This window comes from Novosphingobium flavum (assembly GCF_014230315.1).
Classification (GTDB): domain Bacteria; phylum Pseudomonadota; class Alphaproteobacteria; order Sphingomonadales; family Sphingomonadaceae; genus Novosphingobium; species Novosphingobium flavum.
Window position 1 is genome coordinate 114,387 of record NZ_JACLAW010000010.1, and the last position, 21,677, is coordinate 136,063.

At 66.0% G+C, this 21,677-nt stretch carries 19 protein-coding genes and 1 tRNA gene; 15 read left to right on the top strand and 5 right to left on the bottom strand.

The window, feature by feature from the left end:
- Nucleotides 1-5 precede the first annotated feature (5 nt).
- Together uvrC and H7F51_RS13695 are read right to left on the bottom strand one after the other, a co-directional pair.
- On the bottom strand, nt 6-1,973 hold the full coding sequence (uvrC, locus tag H7F51_RS13690) for an excinuclease ABC subunit UvrC (protein ID WP_185664870.1): 1,968 nt from the start codon (nt 1,971-1,973) through the stop codon (nt 6-8).
- Between the two features lie 44 nt (nt 1,974-2,017).
- Nucleotides 2,018-4,474: a TonB-dependent receptor gene (locus H7F51_RS13695; protein ID WP_185664938.1), complete on the bottom strand. Its 2,457-nt coding sequence runs from the start codon at nt 4,472-4,474 to the stop codon at nt 2,018-2,020.
- Nucleotides 4,475-4,704: 230 nt separating this feature from the next.
- Here H7F51_RS13695 and infA point away from each other — a divergent pair, with 230 nt between their 5' ends.
- The 13 genes from infA to H7F51_RS13760 all read left to right on the top strand — a co-directional run bounded on the left by infA (nt 4,705) and on the right by H7F51_RS13760 (nt 14,800).
- A complete protein-coding gene (infA, locus tag H7F51_RS13700) occupies nt 4,705-4,950 on the top strand; it encodes a translation initiation factor IF-1 (protein ID WP_068080272.1) in 246 nt (81 codons plus the stop codon).
- Nucleotides 4,951-4,980: 30 nt separating this feature from the next.
- Nucleotides 4,981-5,571 carry a Maf family protein gene (locus tag H7F51_RS13705; RefSeq protein ID WP_185664871.1) on the top strand — a complete coding sequence of 197 codons (591 nt, stop codon included), beginning with the start codon at nt 4,981-4,983 and terminating at the stop codon, nt 5,569-5,571.
- Nucleotides 5,564-6,541 (top strand): Rne/Rng family ribonuclease, encoded by a 978-nt coding sequence (locus H7F51_RS13710; protein ID WP_185664872.1) that lies wholly within the window; start codon nt 5,564-5,566, stop codon nt 6,539-6,541. Before H7F51_RS13705 ends, H7F51_RS13710 begins: the two co-directional genes overlap by 8 nt.
- A complete protein-coding gene (gene yacG, locus H7F51_RS13715) occupies nt 6,538-6,705 on the top strand; it encodes a DNA gyrase inhibitor YacG (protein ID WP_185664873.1) in 168 nt (55 codons plus the stop codon). Before H7F51_RS13710 ends, yacG begins: the two co-directional genes overlap by 4 nt.
- Nucleotides 6,706-6,805: 100 nt before the next feature.
- Nucleotides 6,806-6,881, top strand: a tRNA-Phe gene (locus H7F51_RS13720).
- A 165-nt stretch (nt 6,882-7,046) separates the two neighbouring features.
- A complete protein-coding gene (locus H7F51_RS13725) occupies nt 7,047-8,300 on the top strand; it encodes a tyrosine-type recombinase/integrase (RefSeq protein WP_185664874.1) in 1,254 nt (417 codons plus the stop codon).
- A gap of 38 nt (nt 8,301-8,338) precedes the next feature.
- On the top strand, nt 8,339-9,061 hold the full coding sequence (locus tag H7F51_RS13730; protein ID WP_185664875.1) for a hypothetical protein: 723 nt from the start codon (nt 8,339-8,341) through the stop codon (nt 9,059-9,061).
- Between the two features lie 103 nt (nt 9,062-9,164).
- Nucleotides 9,165-9,332, top strand: a complete 168-nt coding sequence (locus H7F51_RS13735; protein WP_185664876.1) for a helix-turn-helix domain-containing protein — start codon at nt 9,165-9,167, stop codon at nt 9,330-9,332.
- Nucleotides 9,333-9,337: 5 nt separating this feature from the next.
- Nucleotides 9,338-9,814, top strand: a complete 477-nt coding sequence (locus H7F51_RS13740; RefSeq protein ID WP_185664877.1) for a MerR family transcriptional regulator — start codon at nt 9,338-9,340, stop codon at nt 9,812-9,814.
- A 6-nt stretch (nt 9,815-9,820) separates the two neighbouring features.
- Nucleotides 9,821-10,924 carry a tyrosine-type recombinase/integrase gene (locus H7F51_RS13745; RefSeq protein WP_185664878.1) on the top strand — a complete coding sequence of 368 codons (1,104 nt, stop codon included), beginning with the start codon at nt 9,821-9,823 and terminating at the stop codon, nt 10,922-10,924.
- Nucleotides 10,925-10,955: 31 nt separating this feature from the next.
- Entirely contained in the window at nt 10,956-11,534 is a 579-nt protein-coding gene (locus H7F51_RS13750; RefSeq protein WP_185664879.1) for a hypothetical protein, read from the top strand.
- A gap of 84 nt (nt 11,535-11,618) precedes the next feature.
- Entirely contained in the window at nt 11,619-13,250 is a 1,632-nt protein-coding gene (locus H7F51_RS13755; protein WP_185664880.1) for a DNA methyltransferase, read from the top strand.
- Nucleotides 13,178-14,800 carry an Eco57I restriction-modification methylase domain-containing protein gene (locus H7F51_RS13760; protein ID WP_185664881.1) on the top strand — a complete coding sequence of 541 codons (1,623 nt, stop codon included), beginning with the start codon at nt 13,178-13,180 and terminating at the stop codon, nt 14,798-14,800. The genes H7F51_RS13755 and H7F51_RS13760 overlap by 73 nt, the downstream gene beginning before the upstream one ends.
- 283 nt (nt 14,801-15,083) lie before the next feature.
- Here the strand turns inward: H7F51_RS13760 and H7F51_RS13765 are convergent, their stop codons facing one another.
- From H7F51_RS13765 to H7F51_RS13775, 3 genes are all read right to left on the bottom strand, one after another.
- Nucleotides 15,084-16,055: a DODA-type extradiol aromatic ring-opening family dioxygenase gene (locus tag H7F51_RS13765; RefSeq protein ID WP_185664882.1), complete on the bottom strand. Its 972-nt coding sequence runs from the start codon at nt 16,053-16,055 to the stop codon at nt 15,084-15,086.
- Between the two features lie 139 nt (nt 16,056-16,194).
- Nucleotides 16,195-17,094, bottom strand: a complete 900-nt coding sequence (locus H7F51_RS13770; protein WP_185664883.1) for a nitrilase-related carbon-nitrogen hydrolase — start codon at nt 17,092-17,094, stop codon at nt 16,195-16,197.
- Nucleotides 17,091-17,681, bottom strand: coding sequence for a GNAT family N-acetyltransferase (locus H7F51_RS13775; protein WP_185664884.1), 591 nt, complete (start codon nt 17,679-17,681; stop codon nt 17,091-17,093). The genes H7F51_RS13770 and H7F51_RS13775 overlap by 4 nt, the downstream gene beginning before the upstream one ends.
- Nucleotides 17,682-17,980: 299 nt before the next feature.
- On the opposite strand from H7F51_RS13775, the gene purC reads away from it, so the two are divergent.
- On the top strand, nt 17,981-18,763 hold the full coding sequence (purC, locus tag H7F51_RS13780) for a phosphoribosylaminoimidazolesuccinocarboxamide synthase (protein ID WP_185664885.1): 783 nt from the start codon (nt 17,981-17,983) through the stop codon (nt 18,761-18,763).
- Between the two features lie 43 nt (nt 18,764-18,806).
- The gene (locus H7F51_RS13785; protein ID WP_185664931.1) at nt 18,807-21,647 is read left to right on the top strand and encodes a M16 family metallopeptidase; all 2,841 of its coding nucleotides are present in this window, start codon (nt 18,807-18,809) and stop codon (nt 21,645-21,647) included.
- Nucleotides 21,648-21,677: the final 30 nt, after the last annotated feature.

The following is a 21,677-nucleotide window of genomic DNA, read 5'->3' on the forward strand; positions in this document are numbered from 1 at the left end:
GGCGTTCAGCCCCGCGCGTGGTAGAAATCGTAGATCGTGCGCGCCACGGCCTCGCTCACGCCGGGCGCGCGCTGGAGGTCTTCCAATGAGGCCGCCCGCACCTTGCCCGCCGTGCCGAAGTGGAGCAGCAGGGCGCGCTTGCGGGCCGGGCCGATGCCGGGGATCTCGTCGAGCGGGCTGGCGGTGATCGCGCGGCTGCGCTTTCCGCGGTGCGCGCCGATGGCGTAGCGGTGGACCTCGTCGCGCAGGCGCTGAAGGTAGAACAACAGCGGGGAATTGACCGGGAGCATCTTCTCGCGCCCGTCGGGGAAGTGGAACACCTCGCGCCCCTCGCGGCCGTGGTGCGGACCCTTGGCGATGGCGATCAGCGGCAGGTCCTCGATCCCGAGTTCCTCGACCACCTCCTTGACCGCGCTCATCTGGCCCTTGCCGCCGTCGATCAGGACGAGGTCGGGCCAGGTCCCGCCCTCACGGTCGGGGTCGTCGCTCATAGCCCCCTGTTCCTGGACCAATCGGCCGAAGCGGCGGGCCATGACCTCGCGCATCATGCCGTAGTCGTCGCCCGGCAGGGTCTCGGCGCGCTTGATGTTGAACTTGCGGTACTGGTTCTTGAGGAAGCCCTCCGGCCCGGCCACGACCATGGCGCCGAGCGCATTGGTGCCCTGGATATGGCTGTTGTCGTAGACCTCGATCCGCTGCGGCGGCTCGGACAGTTCGAGGAATTCGGCGAGTTCGCGGTGGATTTTCGCCTTGGTCCCGGTTTCGGCCATGCGCCGGTCGAGCGCCTCGACGGCGTTGCGGCTGGCCTGCTCGATCAGGCGGCGGCGATCGCCGCGCTGGGGCACGGACACCTCGACCTTGCCGCCCGCCGCTTCCTTGAGCGCTTCAGCGAGAAGGTCGGCTTCGGGCAGGGCGCGGTCGACCAGGATGCAGCGCGGCGGGGGCACTTCCTCGTAGAACTGGGCGAGGAAGGCGGTCATCACCTCCTCTTCCGAGAGGCCCTCGGTGTGTGTCGGGAAGAAGGCGCGGTGGCCCCAGTTCTGCCCGCCGCGCACGAAGAAGGCCTGGACCGCCATGTGGCCGCCCTTGGTGGCCATGGCGAAGATGTCGGCATTGCCAAGCCCTTCGGCGTTGATCGCCTGGCTGCCCTGGATGAAGGTCGCGGCGCGGAGGCGGTCGCGCAGCATGGCGGCGCGCTCGAAATCGAGCGCCTCGGCCGCCTCGGCCATCTGCGCCTCGATCTCGCGCTGGACCGCGCTGGACTTGCCGCCGAGGAAGTCCTTCGCCTGCCGCACCAGTTCGCCGTAGCCCGCCTCGTCGATCCGGCCGACGCAAGGGGCCGAGCAGCGCTTGATCTGGTAAAGCAGGCAGGGCCGGTCACGCCGGGAGAAGAACCCGTCGGTGCAGGAGCGCAGGAGGAACAGCTTCTGCAGCGAATTGATCGTGGTGTTGACCGAACCGGCGCTGGCGAAGGGGCCGTAATAGTTGCCGCTGGCCCGCCGCGCGCCGCGATGCTTCATGATCCGGGGATAGGCGTGATCGGCGCGCAGCAGGATGAAGGGGAAGCTTTTGTCGTCGCGCAGCAGGACGTTGTAGGGCGGGCGGAACCGCTTGATCAGCTGGGCTTCCAGCAGCAGGGCCTCGGCCTCGCTGTTGGTGGTGACGATGGTCATCTCGCGCGTCTGGCTGACCATGCGCTGCAGGCGCAGAGGCAGGCGATCGACCTGGGTGTAGTTCGCCACCCGGTTGCGCAGGACCCGTGCCTTGCCGACATAGAGCACGTCGCCCCGCGCATCGAGCATGCGGTAAACGCCGGGCTTGGCTGGCAGGGTCTTCACCGTCTCGCGGATCGCGGTGACGCCGGTTTCGAGATCGGGCCGGTCGGACCCGCGCAGGGTCGAGGATGCGCGCTCCTCGAGGAAGCGTTCGGCCCCATCGGGACTGGGCGGGGTTCCGGCGGGAGTGCGGGCCATGCCGGGCGAGATAGGAAATCCGCCCGGGCATGGCCAGTAGGTCGTTAAAACTGTTTACGGAATTCCAGCCCGATCACGCGGCCCAGCGGGTCCATCAGGGCCGGCTGGTAGGAGATCGGGGTCGCCCCGGTCTGGTCGGTCACCCGCTGGCGGGCGTTGAGGATGTTGTCGACCTTGAACGACAGGCGCGCGCCCTTGAAGAAGGGGTGGTCCTTGACCAGCGAGGCCTGCTGGCCAAGATCCGCGAAGAGGCGGAAGTTGATCTTGGTCAGCGCGCCAAAGCGCAGGTCGTTGCTGCCCGGCGTGCCGGACGAGCGCACGTTGGTCGGCGCGGTCCACTTGCCGTTGAAACGCAGGCCGATGCCGCGATAGAAACCGCCGCCCTCGAATTCGAGGCTGTGGCGGGCAACGCCGCCGCTGGTCAGGGCATCGCCGTTCAGCAGGTCGAGCACCGGCCCGCCCGCGGCCACGGTCACCCGGTCGTAGAACTGGACGGTGTGATAGAGCGAGACGTTCCACCGCCCGCGGCCCGGCTGGCCGCCGCCACGACCACCGCCGCCACGCCCGCCGCCGCCGAAGCCGCCGCCACCGCCCGGAGGCGGGCCGCCCATGCCACCACCACCGCCCGGCGGGGGTCCGCCGAAGCCGCCGCCGCCGAAGGGCCCGCCCTGCGCGGCTGCCGCGCTGGCCTTGCCGAACTGGCCGCCGATGTTGAAGCCATAGCGCAGGCGCGAGCTGGTCTCGTTGGCGAAGGTCACCGGGCGCCGGTCGATCGAGACGATCTGGCCCGCACCGTTGCGCACCACGCGGCCGGGGAACGCCGCCTCGATTGCCGGGGTCAGGACCGGGAAGGCCGAGGTGATATTATCGGAATCGTTGTGGAAGTATTCGACCAGCACGTTGGAATTGCTCAGGAACGGCAATTGCCAGTTGGCGCCGATCTTGAGGTCCTTCTGGGTCTGGCGGGCAAGGCTCGGGTTGCCGCCGGTCAGCACGGTCGCCAGCACGGTCTGGCCCGTGGTGAAATCATAGACCGAGACGTTGAAGGACTGGACCAGCGGATTGCCGAGATCGGTCAGCGCCGGAGCCGCCTGATTGTAGATGTAGCTCGCCTGCAGGTTGAGCTTCTGGGTCACGCCCCAGGTCAGGCCCCCGCTCCAGTCGAACAGGGTGCCGAAGTCCGACAGGCGGTCCACCCCGGCGCTGAAGTTGAGATTGAGGTCGCCGATCGCGGGCAACACGTGGTTGCGGCGGCTGGCGATCGGAATGCCGAGGTTGATCCCGGCCGAAGCGTCGCCGCGCTTCAGGCGAAACTCGCCCAGCGTGTTGCGGGTGTCGCTGCTGGCGATGCCGGTATAGGCAAAGCCCGCCTTGAGCGTGGTCGCCACTTCCCCGGCCGGGAGCGAGAGCGGGCGGCCGACCACGGTGACGAGGCTGGTCAGCGAATCGCTGACGCTGCGCGCCCGGTCGACCCCGCTCGTGCCGTTCTGGTCGATCAGGGTAGTCGCCGCCGCGTGCGAGCCGTCGAGCGTCGTGGTCAGCTGCCACGCGCCGAGCGGGCGGGCATAGGTGATCCCGGCCTCGGCCGTATCGGTGCGCTGGGCGCGGGCGAGCGGATCGAAAGTGACTGCATCGAGCCCCGAATAGCTCGTCGTGTCGGCCCGGGTGAAGGCGCCGTTGAGCGCGAGCGAACCCGCCAGCCCCTTCTGCCCCAGCCCCGTCGTCCAGGTGGCGTTGACGCCGAGATCGCGGCTGTCGGCTACAAGGGTGCGCGCGGCGGCGGCCCCGGCCACGCTGCCGGTGGCCTGGGCAACATTGCGCTCGCTCTCGAACAGCGGGGTGGTGTCGTCGGCGGTGACCGCGATGTTGAGCCGGCTCAGCCCATCGGTGCGGAACAGCGAGCCCTCGCCCTTCAGGGTCGAGGTGCCGCCCTGGTCAGGCTGCGAATATTCGACCTCGACCGTCTTGGCCGCGAAATTGTCCTTGAGGATGAAGTTGATAACCCGCTGGTCGGCCGGATAGCCGAAGCGCAGGGCCACTTCCTCGGGCAGGATTTCCAGCCGGCGGATCGCCTCGGGCGGGATGTTGCGCATCTCGCGGAAGTTGGAAATGCGCTGGCCGTTGAGCAGGATCACCGGGCGCCCCGAACCGCGCCCGCGGCCCGATCCCGTTTCCGGGCTGAGCTGGTCGATCAGGTCGGTGAGCGAGGCGGCGCCGTAAGCGGCAATGTCTTCCTCGTCCATCACCACGATCGGCGCCTGCGGCGCTTCGACCTGGCCCTTGATCCGGGTGGCGACGACCACGATCTCCCCGGCGCGGGGCCTGACCGGGGCGTCCTCCTCCTCGGCTTCCTCGCCCGGCGTGGTCGGGCTGGCGCTGCCGGCGCCGGCCGCCGTCGCCGCATCGGGCTGGGCCGTGACGGCGGCAGCCGCTGCCTCGACGGCATGGGCCGTGCCGGTGCCGGTTCCGGCCAGCAGCAGTGCGATCAGGGGCAGGCGCAAGTTCGATTTCCTCATCCTGGGGAGAACGGACAGCTTCCGTATTGTTCCCGAACGCCTCCCAACTGCCTTGCGAGGCCGCGCCGAACAAGCGGCCGCAGGGTAACAAATTGTCTCGTGGCTGATACCATTCCGGCAGACTTGCGCGATTTTCGGCAAAGGCTTTCCTTTTTCGCCCCCCGCGAGTATGGCGCGCCGCAAGGACAGCCCGGCAACAGGATCAAGACACCCGGATGGCGAAGGAAGAACTGCTCGAAATGCGCGGCCAGGTGGTCGAACTGCTGCCCAACGCGATGTTCCGCGTACGGCTGGAGAACGATCACGAGATTCTCGGTCACACCGCCGGCAAGATGCGCAAGAACCGCATTCGCGTCCTCGTGGGCGACGAGGTGCTGGTCGAGCTGACTCCCTACGACCTGACCAAGGGTCGGATCACCTATCGCTTCATGCCCGGTCGCGGCGGCCCCGGCGGCTACTGATCCGGCGCGGCGGCCAGATTCGCCCCGGACATGACCGCTTCCCGCCCAGATTCCTTGGCCCTCGTTCTCGCCTCCGCCTCGCCCCGCCGCCGCGAACTGATCGCCCGGCTCGGGATCGAGCCCACCCGGATCGGCGGCGCCGACATCGACGAATCCCCCCGCAAGGCCGAAGATCCGCGCGCCTATGCCCGGCGCATGGCCCGCGAAAAGGCGCTGGCTGCCGCTGATCCCGCGGCTCACGTGCTGGCCGGCGACACCGTGGTCGCGCTCGGCCGCCGCATCCTGCCCAAGGCCGAGGACGAACAGACCGCGCGCCGCTGCCTCGAACTGATGAGCGGGCGGCGCCACACGGTGCTCTCCGCCGTCGCCCTGCTTGCGCCCGACGGCACGCTGCGCGAGCGCCTCTCCGAAACCGTGGTCCGCTTCAAGCCGCTGAGCGAGGCCGAGATCGCGGCCTATCTCGCCGGCGGCGAATGGCACGGCAAGGCCGGCGGCTATGCCATCCAGGGCAGCGCCGAGGGCCTGATCGCTTGGATTTCCGGCAGCCATTCGGGCGTGGTCGGCCTGCCCCTGTTCGAGACCCGCGCCCTGCTGCGCGCAGCGGGCTTTCCCATTGGCTGAGTGGCTGGTCGAGGACGGGATCGGCGAGAGCCGCGCGATCCTGCTCGGCGGCGGTGAAGTCCTCGCGGCGCGGCTGGACTGGCCGGGGCGGCTGAGCGCGGGCCTCGTCGCCGATGCCGTGCTGGCCTCGCGCCGCGCCGGATCGAAGCGCGGCACGGCCCGCTTTCCCTCCGGCGAGGAAGCGCTGGTCGACCAGCTCCCCCCCGATGCCAGCGAAGGCGCGCCGCTGCGCCTCGTCGTCACCCGCGCCGCCATGGCCGAACAGGGCCGCCTCAAGCTTGCCCAGGCTCGCCCGAGCAAGGAGGCGCCGCGCGCGGCCCCCACCCTTGCCGAGCGCCTGCGCGGCGAAGGCCATGCCGTCCGCAAGGTCCAGCGCTTTGGCGAAGGGCTGTGGGAAGACATCTTCGCCGAGGCGTGGAGCGGTGAGGCCGCCTTTGCCGGCGGATCGCTCACCCTCAGCCCCACCCCGGCGATGACCGTGATCGACGTTGACGGTACGCTGCCCGGCCCGGCCCTCGCCCGCGCCGCCGCCGCGGCCGTGGGCGCCGCGATCCGCCGGATGGACCTGGCCGGCTCGATCGGGATCGATTTCCCGACCCTGCCTGACAAGGCCGACCGCCGCGCGGTCGACACCGCGCTGGGCGAAGCGCTGGACGCCGTGGCGCACGAGCGTACGGCGATGAACGGCTTCGGGTTCGTCCAGCTGATTGCCCGGCTCGAACGGCCCTCGATCCTGTCGCTGCTGGCCCGAAACCGCGCCGGGGCCGCCGCCCGCCTGCTGCTGCGCCGCGCCGAGGGCGTGAGCCAGCCGGGCCCGGTCCTGCTGCTCGCCTGCCACCCCGAAGTGCGCGCGGCGGTCCTGCCGGAATGGGAGGAGCTGCTGGCCCGCCGCGCCGGCCGCCGGATTGAATGGCGCACCGATTCGGCCCTTGCCTTCGACGGCGGCTTCGCCCAGGCGCTCTGCGCATGACCCTCGCCCCGACCCGCAAGTGCCCGATCTGCGGCAAGCCGCGCAGCGCCGACCACAGCCCGTTCTGCTCGAAGCGCTGCCGCGACCGCGATCTCGTCCGCTGGCTCGAGGACGGCTACGCCCTGCCCGGCCCGCGGCCGGATGACGAGGACGGCGCAAACTGAATTTTCCGCCTTGCCAAGCCCGGCCGCCTTCGCCATAGGCGCGCTTCCAATCGCAGGGCGGGCCGCCTTACCAACCTTCGGCTCACCCCATGCGCGCGATGCCCGGGTAGCTCAGTTGGTAGAGCACATGACTGAAAATCATGGTGTCGGCGGTTCGATTCCGTCCCCGGGCACCACCGCCTTGTCCGCCACCGGCCGCCAAAGCTTGAAAAATCCGCAGAAATCTGCCAAAAATGGCACCGGCTTAACCGCCGGGGTTCGCCATTGTTCGCCCGCAATCGGGTGATTCTGGGGGCCACGCTGGGGGCCACTTCGAATTGCTCGAAAGGCGTGGCCCCCAAATGGCACTTACCAACACCGCAATCCGCAACGCCAAGCCCAAGGCGAAGCCCTACAAGCTGACCGATGAAAAGGGACTGTTCCTGCTGGTCCAGCCATCCGGCGGGATGCTCTGGCGGTTCAAGTTCCGCGTCGATGGCCGCGACGAACAGGGCAACCCCAAGAAGGTGGAAAAGAAGCTGGGCCTTGGCACCTATCCCGACGTGAGCCTGAAGGACGCCCGCGACCTGCGCGACGACGCCCGCGCCTTGCTGGCCAAGGGCATCGATCCAGCCGAAAAGAAGCGCCGCGACATTCACACCGCCAAGGTGAGCGCCGCCAACTCGTTCGCCGCTGTCGCCCGGTCCTACATCGACAAGTGCAGGCGCGAAGGCCGGGCCGAGGCGACGATCACGAAACAGGAATGGCTGCTGAAGCTGGTTGATCGCGCCATCGGCCAGCGCCCGATTGCCGAAATCGAACCGTTCGAAATGCTGGAAGCGGTGCGCAAGTATGAAGCCACGGGCCGAACCGAAGCGGCCCATCGCGCCGTGCAGTTCTCCAGTCAGGTCTTCCGCTTCGCCATTGCCAACCAGCTTGCCGCATCGGACCCGACCCGCGATCTGCGCGGTGCGCTCACCAGCCATAAGGCCAAACACCATGCCGCCATTCTAGAGCCGAAGCAGGCAGGTGAACTACTGCGCGCCATCGACGGATATGACGGCCATCCGGTAACCCGCTACGCCCTGCAACTCGCCGCGCTGGTCTTCGTGCGCCCCGGCGAACTGCGCTATGCCGAATGGTCGGAGATAGATGCCGAAGCCAAGGTCTGGCGCATTCCAGCCGAAAAGATGAAGGCCAGGGCGGAACACGTTGTCCCTCTCTCCCGGCAGGCACTGGACGTGCTGGCCCAAGTCCGGGGCCTGACTGGCGATGGCCGCTATGTCTTCCCGTCAATCCGCACACACCTTCGCCCGATGTCGGAGAACACCATCAACGCGGCCCTGCGGCGGCTGGGATACGCCAGCGATGAGATGACCGGCCACGGCTTCCGCGCAATGGCCAGCACCCTGCTGAACGAGTCCGGCAAATGGTCGCCCGACGCGATCGAACGCGCGCTTGCCCACAAGGACAAGGATGCCGTCAGGGCCGCATACCACCGCGGGGCACACTGGCAGGAGCGCGTCGATATGGCGCAATGGTGGGGGGATTATCTTGACCGCCTGCGTATCGGCGCTGAAGTTGTCCCCATTCGCCCTGATGCCGCCGCCCGGTAGTCTAGACTCGCTGCCTCGTTTGCACGAACGTCCATCCGGTGGACAAGGCGGAACGCGCACAGATTCGGTTGTTGCTAGACCATCATGGGGACGAGTTGCGCAGGCACTATGCCGAACAGCTCAAGGCGATGCACGCCGACCACGCCGCGCGGGGGGTTCTGAAATCCGGCGCAACGATCAAGGAGGCGCTGCGGATAGCTGAGGACCTCACCGTCACCTATATCAAGACGATCGTGGAAGCGGTGGCGGACGTGGCGCAGAACATCCGCGCATTCAATTCGATCTACACCGATGTGACGATCTTGCTGGGCGACCTGAAGCGGGGGGTTGACGACAGCGTCGAACTTGCGGTCGGAAGTGGCGAGCGCGGTCGAAGCGCTAGGTCTGAAGCAAACCGGCTTTACCTTGCATTTCAGCAACGAGCGCTGCGGCTGGTGGAGATTCACCGGCTCTCGTTCACGAAGCCTTCTCCGAACGACATGCAACGAATGGGCATCGGCAGCATAGCCGCGCCTGCCGCTAGCATCACTCAACCTGCCCCGCCTAAGAACAACGGCGGCAAACCGCTGGCCGCCCACTGGGACGCAATGTGGGCCGACATCGCCGTGCAGCTGTACGTTGGCGATCTGAAGCCGAAGTCGCAAAAGGAAATAAAGGACGCCATCTTCGCTTGGTTCAATGCCAAGAGCATCGACGTGGGGGACACCGCAGTTACGGATCGCGCCCGCCAACTATGGCAGAAAATAGAGGCCTCACAGTAGTTAGCGAACCTTTCCGAACCTTACCGCGCGATCAACCGCGCTGAATTGCTGATGCTCCATTGCACCCGCTGGCACCCGCCATGGTTCAACCGGAGCAAGCACAATGGAACGCCTCGCCTACTCGATCAATGAAACCGCCGCCGCGCTCAGCCTTGGGCGCACTTCCGTCTATGCGATGATCGCCGACGGGCGGCTGGAAGCCTTCAAGCTGGGCCGCCGAACTTTGGTGAAGGCGGAGTCGATCCGCCGTCTGGTGGCAGGGCAGGAGTAAGGCCGATGCCTGCCCGCCGGGTAAATCCCTACCGGGTGAAGCTCCACCGCAGCTATAGCGTGCCCGAGCTGGCAGACTGCCTTGGCGTTCACAAGAACACCGTGCGTCACTGGCAGCGCGATGGCCTGACGGCGATCGACGGCATCCGCCCTGCCCTGTTCGCAGGATCGGCCACGCGGACCTTTCTGCTAACCCGCCAGACCAGCCGCAAGCGCCCCTGCCCGCCGGGAACGATCTACTGCTTCAAGTGCCGTGCGCCGCAGCCGCCTGCCTTGGGCATGGTGGAGTTCATCCCCGGCATCGCCACCACCGGCAACCTGATGGCGCTCTGCGACGCCTGCGGCACCCCCATGCACCGCCGGGCCAACGCGGCGAAGATCGGCACGATCATGCCCGGTTTGGCCGTCCAAATCAGGCAGGCACCACCACGCCTATTAGAGCGCGCGTGCCCTTCCCTGAATTGTGACAAACCGAAGGACTGAAATCCCATGGCAAAACACAACGCCGCCAATGCCCGGATCAAGCGGGAATACTTCCACTACCTCAGGGAAGCAGGCCGCCGCAACGAAGCGTCGATCGATGCCGTGGCCAAGGCGCTGGACCGGTTCGAACAGGCGAATGGCCATAAGGACTTCCGCAAGTTCCACCGGGCGCAGGCGGTAGCCTTCAAGCGCAAGCTCGATACCGAACGGGCGGTCCGCACCGGCAAGCCCTTGAGCCGCGCCACCGTCAATTCGACGCTTACGGCCCTTCGCGCATTCTTCGTCTGGCTGGCGGGCCAGCCGGGCTACAAGTCGCACCTTCGTTATGGCGATGCCGACTATTTCAACCTGGCCGAAACCGAGGTGCGCATTGCCAAGGCCGTTCGGCACAAGGCATTCCCCTCGTTGGAACAGGTGCACCACGTTCTGTCCTCGATGCCATCGGGCACCGACATCGAAAAGCGCAACCGGGCGCTGGTGGCCTTTGCGCTGGTGACGGGCGCACGCGATGGGGCGATGGCGTCGTTCCGCCTCAAGCACGTCGATCTGGAACAAGGCCGCGTCGATCAAGATGCCCGGGACGTGCGAACGAAGGCGAGCAAGACCTTTTCGACGTGGTTTTTCCCGGTGGGCGGCGATGCGCTGGCGATCGTGCAGGACTGGTGCAACCACCTGCGCACGGTGCCGCTATGGGGTGACGACGATCCGCTGTTCCCGGCAACGTTGGTGGGCCTCGGCGAAACCGGCGGCTTCGCGCCGGTGGGGCTCAAGCGGGAATGCTGGGCAAGCGCCGGACCGGTGCGCAGGATTTTCGCCGATGCCTTCCGGGCGGCTGGCCTGCCCTATTTCAACCCGCATTCCTTCCGCGACACGCTGGTGCAACTGGGCGAACGCGTCTGCCCGAATATCGAAGCATTCAAGGCATGGTCGCAGAATCTTGGCCACGAACGCGCGATGACCACGCTGACGAGCTACGGCAATGTCGCCCCGCACCGGCAGGCGGAACTGATCCGGGGCATGAATCGACAAAGTGATGCCGCCGATATAATCAACGATCCAGATATTATCGCCCTCGTTACAGCAATTCGAAGGAAACCGGACTATCCGTGAGGGCTCAACTTTCGAACCATGCAGGGGATTCATGCCAAACGAGACAATCGACAGCATCGCCGCTGGCGGAATCGGCAATCTGGCGTTCTATCGTATGTGCGCGGAATGCGGCACCCATGATAACATCCAACATGTTCGGGATAAGCTGGTCTTTATTTCTCGGGTGTATTCGGTTTCACGCGGACTGGGTGGCCAGTGGGATGCCCTTGCATGCGCAATGGTTGATAGATTTGCCAAGTTGGGCGAACTGATTGAGACAGCGCAACGGACATTTTTTCCCACCAGCCTAAAGGCCGCTTGCGAGGCGCATGCATTTCTTGACCACCTCACTTGCACTCAACTGATAAATTCTGGGATATCCGCCAGCGGCCGGGCGTCCTTCGCGTCGAAATACCTTCACTTCCATGCGCCGGATGCCTTCCCAATTCTCGATACCGTAGCTTCAAGAGGGCTGCGATCACTCACACCCGGCTTTCGGACCGGCATGCAAAAGCCTGCTCCTTATCCCCGTTTCTGTGAGCGGTTAGCCCACTACATGGCGGTGAACGGGAAACAGGGGACAAGTCTGCGACACATTGATCAAGAGTTGCTCGCAGCTGGTCGCCCATAAGGTGCGACCACACTGATGGCGGCGGCAAGCCTCTTGGCGTCCAGCCGCACCCGCTGCTAAGCCTAGGCGTGCAGGGGGTGAAGCGTGCAACTGTTCAATACCAAGACAATCAAACGCCATATCGCCCGCGCCGCCGCGCCCGATCCTGCCAAGCTCGAAATCTTGCGCCAATGGGGCGAAACCATTCGTGACCGCTCGATTGAAACGCAAAAGGAAACTGCCCTTCACGGCAACTTCAAGCAGCGGATCATTTGCGAAGTGCTGGGCTATCGGGACTTCAACGATAGCGGCGAATGGACCGTCGATGTTGAAGCGGCAATAGGCGCGGGATCGGTTGACCTTGCTTTCGGCCACTTCAGCAAGAGCGAACGGCGGATTATCGCCCCCTTCGAACTGAAGGGCGCGAAGACCAAGAACCTTGACGCCATCATGCCGGGCCGGGCCAAAACCCCGGTGCAGCAGGCTTGGGAATACGCCAGCGATAATGTCGGCACAAAATGGGTGCTGGTCTCCAACTACCTTGAAATCCGCCTCTACAGCTATGCCGACGGGCGGCAGTTTCATGACAGCTTCGATCTGGCGAAGCTGCATGATCCAGCCGAATACCAGCGGTTCATGTTGCTGCTGTCTGCCGACAATCTTCTGTCCGGCCAGACCTTGGCAATTCTGGAGGAAAGCCGGAAGGAAGACCGCGACATTACCGCGCGGCTCTACGCCGACTATCGCACCCTGCGCAGCGATCTGATCGGCGCAGTGCGAACGGCCCTGCCGGAAGGCGACCCGCTCGAATCCATCCGGCTGGGCCAGACCATTCTGGACCGGGTGCTGTTCATTGCCTTTGCCGAAGATAACGGCCTGTTGCCCGATGACAGCCTGTTAAACGCCTTCCTGCACCGCGACCCCTACAATCCCAAGCCGGTCTGGCAGACCTTCCTGGGCCTGTTCAATGCGATTGACCGGGGCAACGACCAACTCAAAATCCCGCGCTACAATGGCGGCCTGTTCCAGCCGAACGCCACGATTGATGTGCTGGCCGTGCCCGATCACATTTGCGAGGGCTTCAAGCGGCTGGCCGAATATGACTTTGCCAGCGAAATTTCCGTCACCGTGCTGGGCCACATATTCGAGCAGTCGATTGCCGACGTGGAGCAGCTTCAGGCCGAAGCGCTTGGCGAAGCGCCGGTGGAGAAAAAGGCCAGCGGCACCAGCGGGCGGCGCAAGCGTGACGGCGTGGTCTATACGCCCGACTATGTGGCGCGCTTTATTGTCGATCAGACGCTGGGCACGCACTGCAAGGAGATTTTTGCCGAAATCCTTGGTCGCCATGCCGCCAAGGGCGCGAAGGCCGATGACGAGGCGATTGCATGGAAATCGGCCAAGGCGGAACGGCAGGCATGGGCCGAATACCGCGACCGCCTGACCGCCCTGCGCATTGTCGATCCGGCCTGTGGATCGGGCGTGTTCCTGATTATGGCCTTCGATTACCTCAAGGCCGAACTTGGGCAGGTGAACACCAAGCTGGCCGAACTTGAAGGCAAGGGCATGGCAGGCAACCTGCTGGACCCTGACAGCGAAATCCTGACGCACAACCTGTTCGGCGTGGACGTGAACAGCGAAAGCGTTGAAATCGCCAAGCTGAGCCTGTGGATCAAGACCGCGCGACGCGGCAAGGTGCTGGACAGTCTGGACGCCAACCTGCGCGTTGGGATAGCCTGATCGAAGACAGCAGCTTTGCCTATCGCAGCCATGGCTTCGAATGGAAAACTGCCTTCCCCGACATATTAGCGGCTGGCGGTTTCGACGTGGTGCTGGGCAATCCGCCCTATGTGCGCATGGAACTGATCAAGCCCATGAAGCCGTGGCTGGAAAAGCGCTATGAAGTCGTTTCCGACCGGGCGGACCTTTACGCCTATTTCTTCGAACGCGGGATAAAGCTGCTGAAGCCCGGCGGGCGGCTGGGCTTCATCAGCAGCTCGACATTCTTCAAGACCGGATCGGGCGCACCGCTGCGCGATTTCCTGCGCACCAAGGCCACGCTGGAAACCGTGGTGGATTTTGGCGACCACCAGATTTTTGAGGGGGTCACCACCTATCCCGCCATCCTGACCATGCGGGCAGGTGGCCCGCCGCCGGGCCATGATCTGCAATTCTGGAAGATTGGCGAAATGCCAGCCGACAGCTTTGCCGATGCCTTTGCTGATGCAGCCAAGCCTTTCCCGCAAGAGGCGCTGGGGCGCGGTTCATGGGAACTGGAGGGCGATGCCCTGCGCGCATTGCGGGCGAAAATCACGGCGGGCAAGCCGACGCTGAAGGAAGTTTATGGTTCGCCGCTTTACGGGATCAAGACTGGCCTGAATGACGCCTTTGTCATCGATACACCGACCAAGGAAAAGCTTTGCCGTGACGATCCGCGTTCGGCGGAACTGCTGAAGCCTTTTCTGGAAGGCAAGGATTTGAAACGTTGGCGCGCGGAGTCGCGCGGTCTGTGGATCATCTATATTCCAAAGAATCGGGTCCGGATCGACGAATATCCCGCCATTCGGGATTGGCTCTTGCCGTTCAAGGACAAGCTGGAAAAACGCGCCACCAAGCAGGAGTGGTTTGAGTTGCAGCAGGCGCAGGAAGCTTATTCGGCTCGCATATCGCAGCCCAAGATTTCGTACCCGCATTTTTCGAGTGCCCAGCTATTCGCCTTTGAAAGATCGGGCGCATTCTCGAACGACAAATCCTATTTCTGTCCGTCGGCAGATGCATTCTTGCTGACCCTTCTCAACAGCAATTGCCTTTGGTTTATCCTGTCAAACATTGCTCCCGCCGTCCGTGGTGGCTTTCACGAACTACGTGTTCAATATGTTGAAACGCTCCCAATCCCAAATGCGACCGATACCGCGCAGGCGGAGATTGGCGCTCTGGCCACTGCGGCTCAATCGGCAGCAGAAAAGCGCCATGAACTGCAACAGGCTATCACCCGCCGCATTCCCGACCTTGCCGCCGATCCGGCCAATGCCAAGCTGACCGGCAAGCTGAAGGAATGGTGGAACCTGCCCGACTTCGCCGCCTTCCAGAAGGAAGTGGAAAAGGCACTGAAGGCCAAAATCCCGCTTCAGGAACGCAACGAGTGGGAAAGCTGGATCACCACCAGCCGCGCCGAAATTCACGCCCTGACAGCCGAAATCGCCCGGCTGGAAGCCGAGATCAACACCAAGGTCTATGCCCTGTTCGATCTGACACCCGATGAAATCGCCCTGCTGGAGGCTAACGTATAAGCGCAGAGTTCCTGCACAAGATCAGGTGCGATTGAACGGCTGGCCGTAGCCGTTCAAAGACGGGCAAAGGCGAACGGAATTGGTGGAAAAAATCGGGTAGGCTGAAGCCGCTGGGGGCCACATCGGGGGCCACGCCAGAATGAGAGCAATATTTTATCACTTAATATCAATTGAGTAAGAGATTTTCGCGGTTCCGTCCCCGCACCACATTCCAAGCCTTGAACCCACGAAAAAGGGCCGGCGCCGCAGCGCCAGCCCCCGGTTCGGTTGCCCGCAAAATAACTCAGTCCTTCACCCAGGCCATGAAGCCCATGCCCTCGCCGGTCCCCGCCTCGGTGCGGTAGCACGGCACGTAGTCGACCAGGGTCATCGGCGTACCCTCCATGGCCACGCAGATCGGGGCGTAGAGCTTGATCTCCGAATTGCCCGACTGGTAAGCGCGGTCGTCGATCTCGGCCAGCCCGGGCAGGTCGCCCTTGCCCAGCAGGTCGATGATGTTGAGGTCGAAGGCCTCGTCACAGACGAAGTGCGACAGGCCGCCCGACGCGATCACCGCCACCCGCTTGTTCGGCTCCCACGCGCGGATCGCGTCGGTCAGCGCTTCGCCGAAGGCGATGGCGCGGTGCATCGAGGGCTGGGTCGGCGCATAGAAGGTGTTCATGAACACCGGCACGCTCGGCGGCGGGGCATCGCCCATGATCTGGTGATAGACGAAGCTGAAGGCGTGCGGCACGATTTTCGCCCCGCCCATCCACGCATTGCCCGGCCAGCGGATTACCTCGGTCATGTCGAAGCCCTGCCGGCTGAGCGAGGACAGCAGGTAGCGCGCCAGCTCGGGATGGCCGGGGAAGGTCACGTCGTGATCGGGTGCGAAGACCGGCTTCTGCGGCGGGCCGTTGTAGATCTCGGCCCCGGAATAGATCGCCAGCGAGGGCGATATTTCCTGGAACATTTCCTTCTGGTCCTTGCCGATCAGGACCACGGCATCGGCGTCGGCGGCCTCGTAGATCGCCTTCATCCCGGCGATCGCCGCATCGCAGCGGGCCTTGCGCGCGTTCAGTTCATCCACCGTCAGCAGATCGGTAAAGCCCTCGTCCTTGCGCGCCTCGGCCAGGCTGGGGAAATCCCAGGTTTCGTTGCGGTAGCACAGGGCCGCGTTGCGCCGGTCACGCAGCCCGTCCTCGATCCAGGTCTCGCCCGGCTTGCCCAGCATCGCGCTGTGCGGGATTGCCATGCCCAATACGATTTCCGCCATCGTTCACCTCCACCATTCACTGCCTGTTGCGAATGGCGGCGGCTTAGGGGGGCCGCGCGCGGGGCATTTTGATCGGGCACAAATCGGCGGGCAGAACTGTTCGCCCGGCACGGAATTTGGATCACCTTTGCAGGCGGGCTCAGCGCAGGTCGATCACCTCGGCCCTCGGCAGCGGCGCAGCGCCGGGCTGCTCGGCCCAGTGGCGATGATTGAGCACGGCCCCATCGGCGCGGACCGCCGCGACCAGCGCGAGGTCGACCTTGGCCATGACCCAGCCCGCCCGGTCCATCTCGCCCAGCGCGACCACCCCGTCCTCGGGAAAGCCGCGATCGGGCGGGCCGAAGATCCCGGCCGCGCCGCGGTTTACGTCGATTGCCGGAGACCATGCCGCCTCGCCCACGGTCGGCGCCTGCACCGCCACCATCTGCCCTTCCAGCGCGCGGGCCTGCGCGCCGAGGCGCACCCGCCAGTAACCGGCAAGCGTATCGGTGCAGCTCGGCACCAGCAGGATCTCGCAGCCCGCCTCGGCCAGCGCTCGGGCGAGCAGGGGGAACTCGCTGTCGTAGCAGATCGTCACCCCGATCCGGCCCAGCGCGGTCTCGAACAGGCGCAGCGGCGCGCCGGGCGAGACGTGCCACTCCTCGCGCTCGAAGCGGGTCATGACCAGCTTGTCCTGCACCCCGACCTTGCCGGACGGCGCGAACAGGCGGGCCCGGTTGACGTAGTTACCATCACTTTGAAGGCACGGCGCGGAGGCGGCGAGGATGTGCACGCCGTGCCGCCGGGCGAGGTCAGCGTGAAGGCCATCGACCCAGTCCAGCAAGGCCGAAACGCTCTCAAGCGATCCGGCAAGGCTACCCATCGTCGCCGGATCTAGCGAGGCCAGTTCCATCGCGCCATATTCGGGAAAGACCAGCAGGTCGGCCCCGGCCCCGGCGGCCTCACCCACCCATGCGGCCAGCTTGTCGGCATAGGCCTCGCGCCCGGCCAGCGCCTCGACCGGGTATTGCGCGGCAGCGATGGCGACCGGGCGGCTCACAGTTCCTTGAGCCAGTATTGCATCGGCTTGGCGCTCTCCTGCTCACCGCCGATGTCCTTCCAGCTGAACTCGGTGACGAAGCCGGGGATCGGTTCATAGCCGCGCTTCGCCCAGAAGAGGTCGAGCGGGACATAGTCCGCCGGGCGGGACGGATGGTCGGCCGGGCGGATCACCGCGCAGAAGGTGGCCGAAGCCGCGCCGCAGCGGCGGGCCTGGGCCTCGCGCTGATCGAAGAAGGCATGGCCGAGGCCGCGCCCGCGATATTCGGGCAGGAGCACCGATTCGCCGAAATAGAACAGGCTGGCCGTATCCAGCCCGCACCCCTCGAACGGGGCGCGAAAGGCCTCTTTCTGCGCCGCCATGGCCGAGGCCGTGGCCGCGCCGACCACCCGCGCGCCGTCATAAGCGGCGACCAGCACGGCCCCCGGCGCCGCCGCGAATTCGCGCAGGTAAGCCGATTCGTAGCCACCATCGCCCTGGTAGAGGTAAGGCCACTCGGCAAAGACCGCGATCCTCAGCGCGGCGAGATCCTCAAGGGCCGCAAGGATCTCCTCGCCATGCAGCGAGCGGACGGCAATCTCGTTCATTCAGGCCCAACCTCGTGAAAACGCGAACAGTCGATCATCCGGGTCCCGCCGGGATCGGCCGTGACGATATGGCCGCCACTGTTATGGCCCGCCGCCCTTTCCCGCAATGGCTGCCCCGCGATGGCACGGCCGCGCCGGGACCGGGATCGTCCCCGCCCCGGAATCATTGCAATTGCGCGGACACGGCGATATGGGCGGCCTTTCCCCGGCCCATCGCTGCTGCCCGCATGGCGGCACCGCTTCCGCCGGGGATTGCTGTTTCGGGGCGTTTTTCGCCCGCTAGCTTTGAGGAACTGCCCGTGTCCCGTCGCCGCCAGATCTACGAAGGCAAGGCCAAGATCCTGTACGAGGGCCCCGAGCCGGGCACCCTGATCCAGTACTTCAAGGACGATGCCACCGCCTTCAACGCCCAGAAGAAGGGCACGATCAACGGCAAGGGCGTGATCAACAACCGCATCAGCGAGTATGTGTTCACGCGTCTGTCGCACATCGGCATCCCGACTCACTTCATCCGCCGCCTCAACATGCGCGAGCAGCTGGTGCGGCAGGTCGAGATCATCCCGATCGAGGTCGTGGTGCGCAACGTGGCCGCCGGGTCCATCTCCCAGCGCCTCGGCATTCCCGAGGGCGAGCCGCTGCCGCACACCCTGATCGAATACTACTACAAGGACGATGCGCTGGGCGATCCGATGGTCGCCGAAGAGCACATCGCCTGCTTCGGCTGGGCCAACAACGAGGAGATGCAGGACATCTCGTCGATGGCGATCCGGGTGAACGACTTCATGGTCGGTATGTTCGCCGCGATCAACATCCGCCTCGTCGATTTCAAGCTCGAGTTCGGCCGCATCTGGGACGGTGATTACAGCCGCGTGATCCTGGCCGACGAGATCAGCCCCGACGGCTGCCGCCTGTGGGACATGGTGACCGGCGAGAAGCTCGACAAGGACCGCTTCCGTCGCGATCTCGGCGGCGAGGAAGAGGCCTACCAGGAAGTCGCCCGCCGCCTCGGCCTGCTCGAAAACGACGGCGGCCCGAGCGAGGTTTTCGACCTCACCAAGCACCGCAAGCTGCGCGGCAAATAAGCAGGCCTTGCTACCGGGGCCAAGGCATTCCACCTTGCCCCGGATGCTGCGCCGCCTGATTCCGCTGCTGGCGCTGGGCCTTTCGGCCTGCGCCCAGCTAGCCCCCCACCCGCAATCCGTCTCCGCTCCGCGCCCGGTCTGGGCGATGGAGGAAAGCGACGTGCCGCTCGATCCGGCCTATCGCGCCGGCCGTCTGGCCAACGGGATGCGTTTCATCATCCGCCGCAATGCCCTGCCCAAGGGCACGGTTCAGGTGCGGATGGAGATCGAGGCCGGTTCGCTCGACGAGGCCGAGAGCGAACGCGGCTTTGCCCACTTCGTCGAGCACATGGCCTTCAACGGCTCCACCCGCGTGCCCGAGGGCGAAATGGTCCGCCTGCTCGAGCGCGACGGCCTCGCCTTCGGGGCCGACACCAATGCCCAGACCAATTTCAACTACACGCTCTACATGCTCGACCTGCCGAAGAACGCGCCCGAGCTGCTCGGCACGGCACTGATGCTGATGCGCGAAACGGCGAGCGAGCTGACCTTCTCGCCCGAGGCCGTGGCGCGCGAGCGCGGCGTGGTCCTCTCCGAAATGCGCGACCGCAACACCTGGGCCCTGCGCGCGGCGGTGGACGAGATGGCCTTCACCAATCCCGGCTCGCTCTATTCCCGGCGCCTGCCGATCGGCACGACCGCCACGCTCGAAGGGGCCACGGCGGCCAGCCTCAAGGCCTTCTGGGCCCGCGAATACGTGCCGGCCAAGACCACCCTCATCGTGGTCGGCGACGTCGATCCTGACCAGGCCGAGGCCGCGATCCGCGAGCGTTTCGAGACCTGGCGCCCGACCGCTGCGCCCGCGCAGCCCGATGCGGGCCCGGTCCTGCCCCATGACCAGAACCGCACCGGAATCTACACCGATCCCGCCCTGTCCGAGCGGGTCACCGCCGCCCGCAACGGCAAGTGGCTGGACGAGCGCGACACGGTGGCCAACCGGCGCGAGGGGATGCTGCGCCAGATCGGCTACGACGTCATCAACCGCCGCCTCCAGCGCCTCTCGCGCGAGCCGGACGCCCCGTTCCGCGCGGCCAATCTCGCCACCGGCGACGTGTTCCGCTCGGGCCGCACCACGACCCTGTCGGTCGACACGATCGACGGCGGCTGGCAGCGCGGCCTGCTTGCGGCGGGGCGCGAATACCGCCGCGCGCTGGACTATGGCTTCACCGCGCAGGAAGTGGCCGAGCAGGTCGCCATCGTCCGCGCCGCCCACCGCAATGCCGCCGGCGGCGCCGCCACCCGCTCCAACGCCGCGCTGATGGCCGGGGCCATCGCCCTGGTCCGCGACGACCGCGTGCCCGCGACGCCCGCATCCTCGCTGCAACGGCTCGAGGCATTCATCCCGCAGATCACCCCGGTCACCGTGCTCGCCGCGCTCAAACGCGAACTGGTGTCGCTCGACGATCCGCTGCTGCGCTTTGCCGGGCGTACCGCGCCCCCCGGCGGCGCCAAGGCGATCCGCGCCGCCTGGGCCGAGGCGATGAAAGGCCGCCTCGTCCGCACCGACAGCGCGGCGACCAGCGATTTCGCCTATGCCCACTTCGGCGATCCCGGCCGCATCGTGGCCGACAGCCGCGAGGCCGCGCTCGGCATCCGCGAGGTCCGCTTCGCCAACGGCGTGCGGCTCAACCTCAAGCGCACCGATCTCGAACAGGACCGCGTCCTCGTCCAGCTCTCGCTCGACGGGGGCGACATGCTGGCGACGAAGGCCAACCCGCTGGCCACCGACATGGTCTCCGCGCTCGGGGCCGGGGGCCTCGGCCAGCACAGCCAGGACCAGCTCCAGTCGATCCTTGCCGGGCGCACGGTCGGCTTCAACCTCTCCTCCTCGCCCGAGACGTTCAACGCCGTCTCGCTGACCACCCCGGCCGACCTCGCGCTCCAGCTCCAGCTGATGGCCGCCTATCTTACCGATCCCGGCTACCGGCCCGAGGGCGAGGTGATCTACCGCCAGAACGTCAACGCCTTCTTCCTGCGCAAGGACGCCACGCCGGCCTCGGCGCTGGGCTCGGCGATCGGCGGGATCCTGGCCGACCGCGACCCGCGCTTCACCTTCCAGTCGGCGGAAGACTACCGCGCCCTCACCTTCCAGAAGCTGCGCCGCGACATTTCCGACCGGCTGGCCCACGGCGCGATCGAGATCGGCATGGTCGGCGACATCGACGAGGGCAAGGCAATCGAGCTGGTCGCCAGCACCTTCGGCGCCCTGCCCGCGCGGGAGCCGGCCTTCCGCCCCTATCCCGAGCAGCGCCAGCGCCCCTTCACGGCCGACCGCGCCCGCCGCGTGGTGCGCCACACCGGGGCGGCGGACCAGGCCATCGTGCGGATCACCTGGCCGACCCGCGACGGCGAGGACCCGGCCGAGGCGCTGAAACTGGAACTGCTCGAAAAGGTCATGCGGATCGAGCTGATCGACACCATCCGCGAAAAGCTCGGCAAGTCCTACGGCCCCTCGGCCGAGAGCGAAACCAGCCGCACCTGGCGCGGCTATGGCACCTTCACCGCCTCGGCCTCGGTCAATGTCGCCGATGTCGCCGCCACCCGCGCCGCCATTGCCGAAACCGTGGCCGAACTGCGCGGCCGCCCGGTCAGTGACGATACGATCCAGCGCGCCCGCCAGCCGATGCTCGAGGGGCTGGCCAATGCGCTCAAGACCAATCGCGGCTGGCTCACCCTGGTCGACCGCGCGCAGACCGAGCCCGACCGGATCGAGCGCCTGCTCACCGCCGCCGACCGCCTGAAGGCCCTCTCCGCCGCCGACGTCCGGGCCATGGCGCTGAAATACCTGACCCCGGCCGGCGGGCTGGAGATCGACGTCCTGCCCACCGGCGCGGCGGCGCCCTGAAGGGCGCGCCCCCTCCCGGCCACAAAGAAA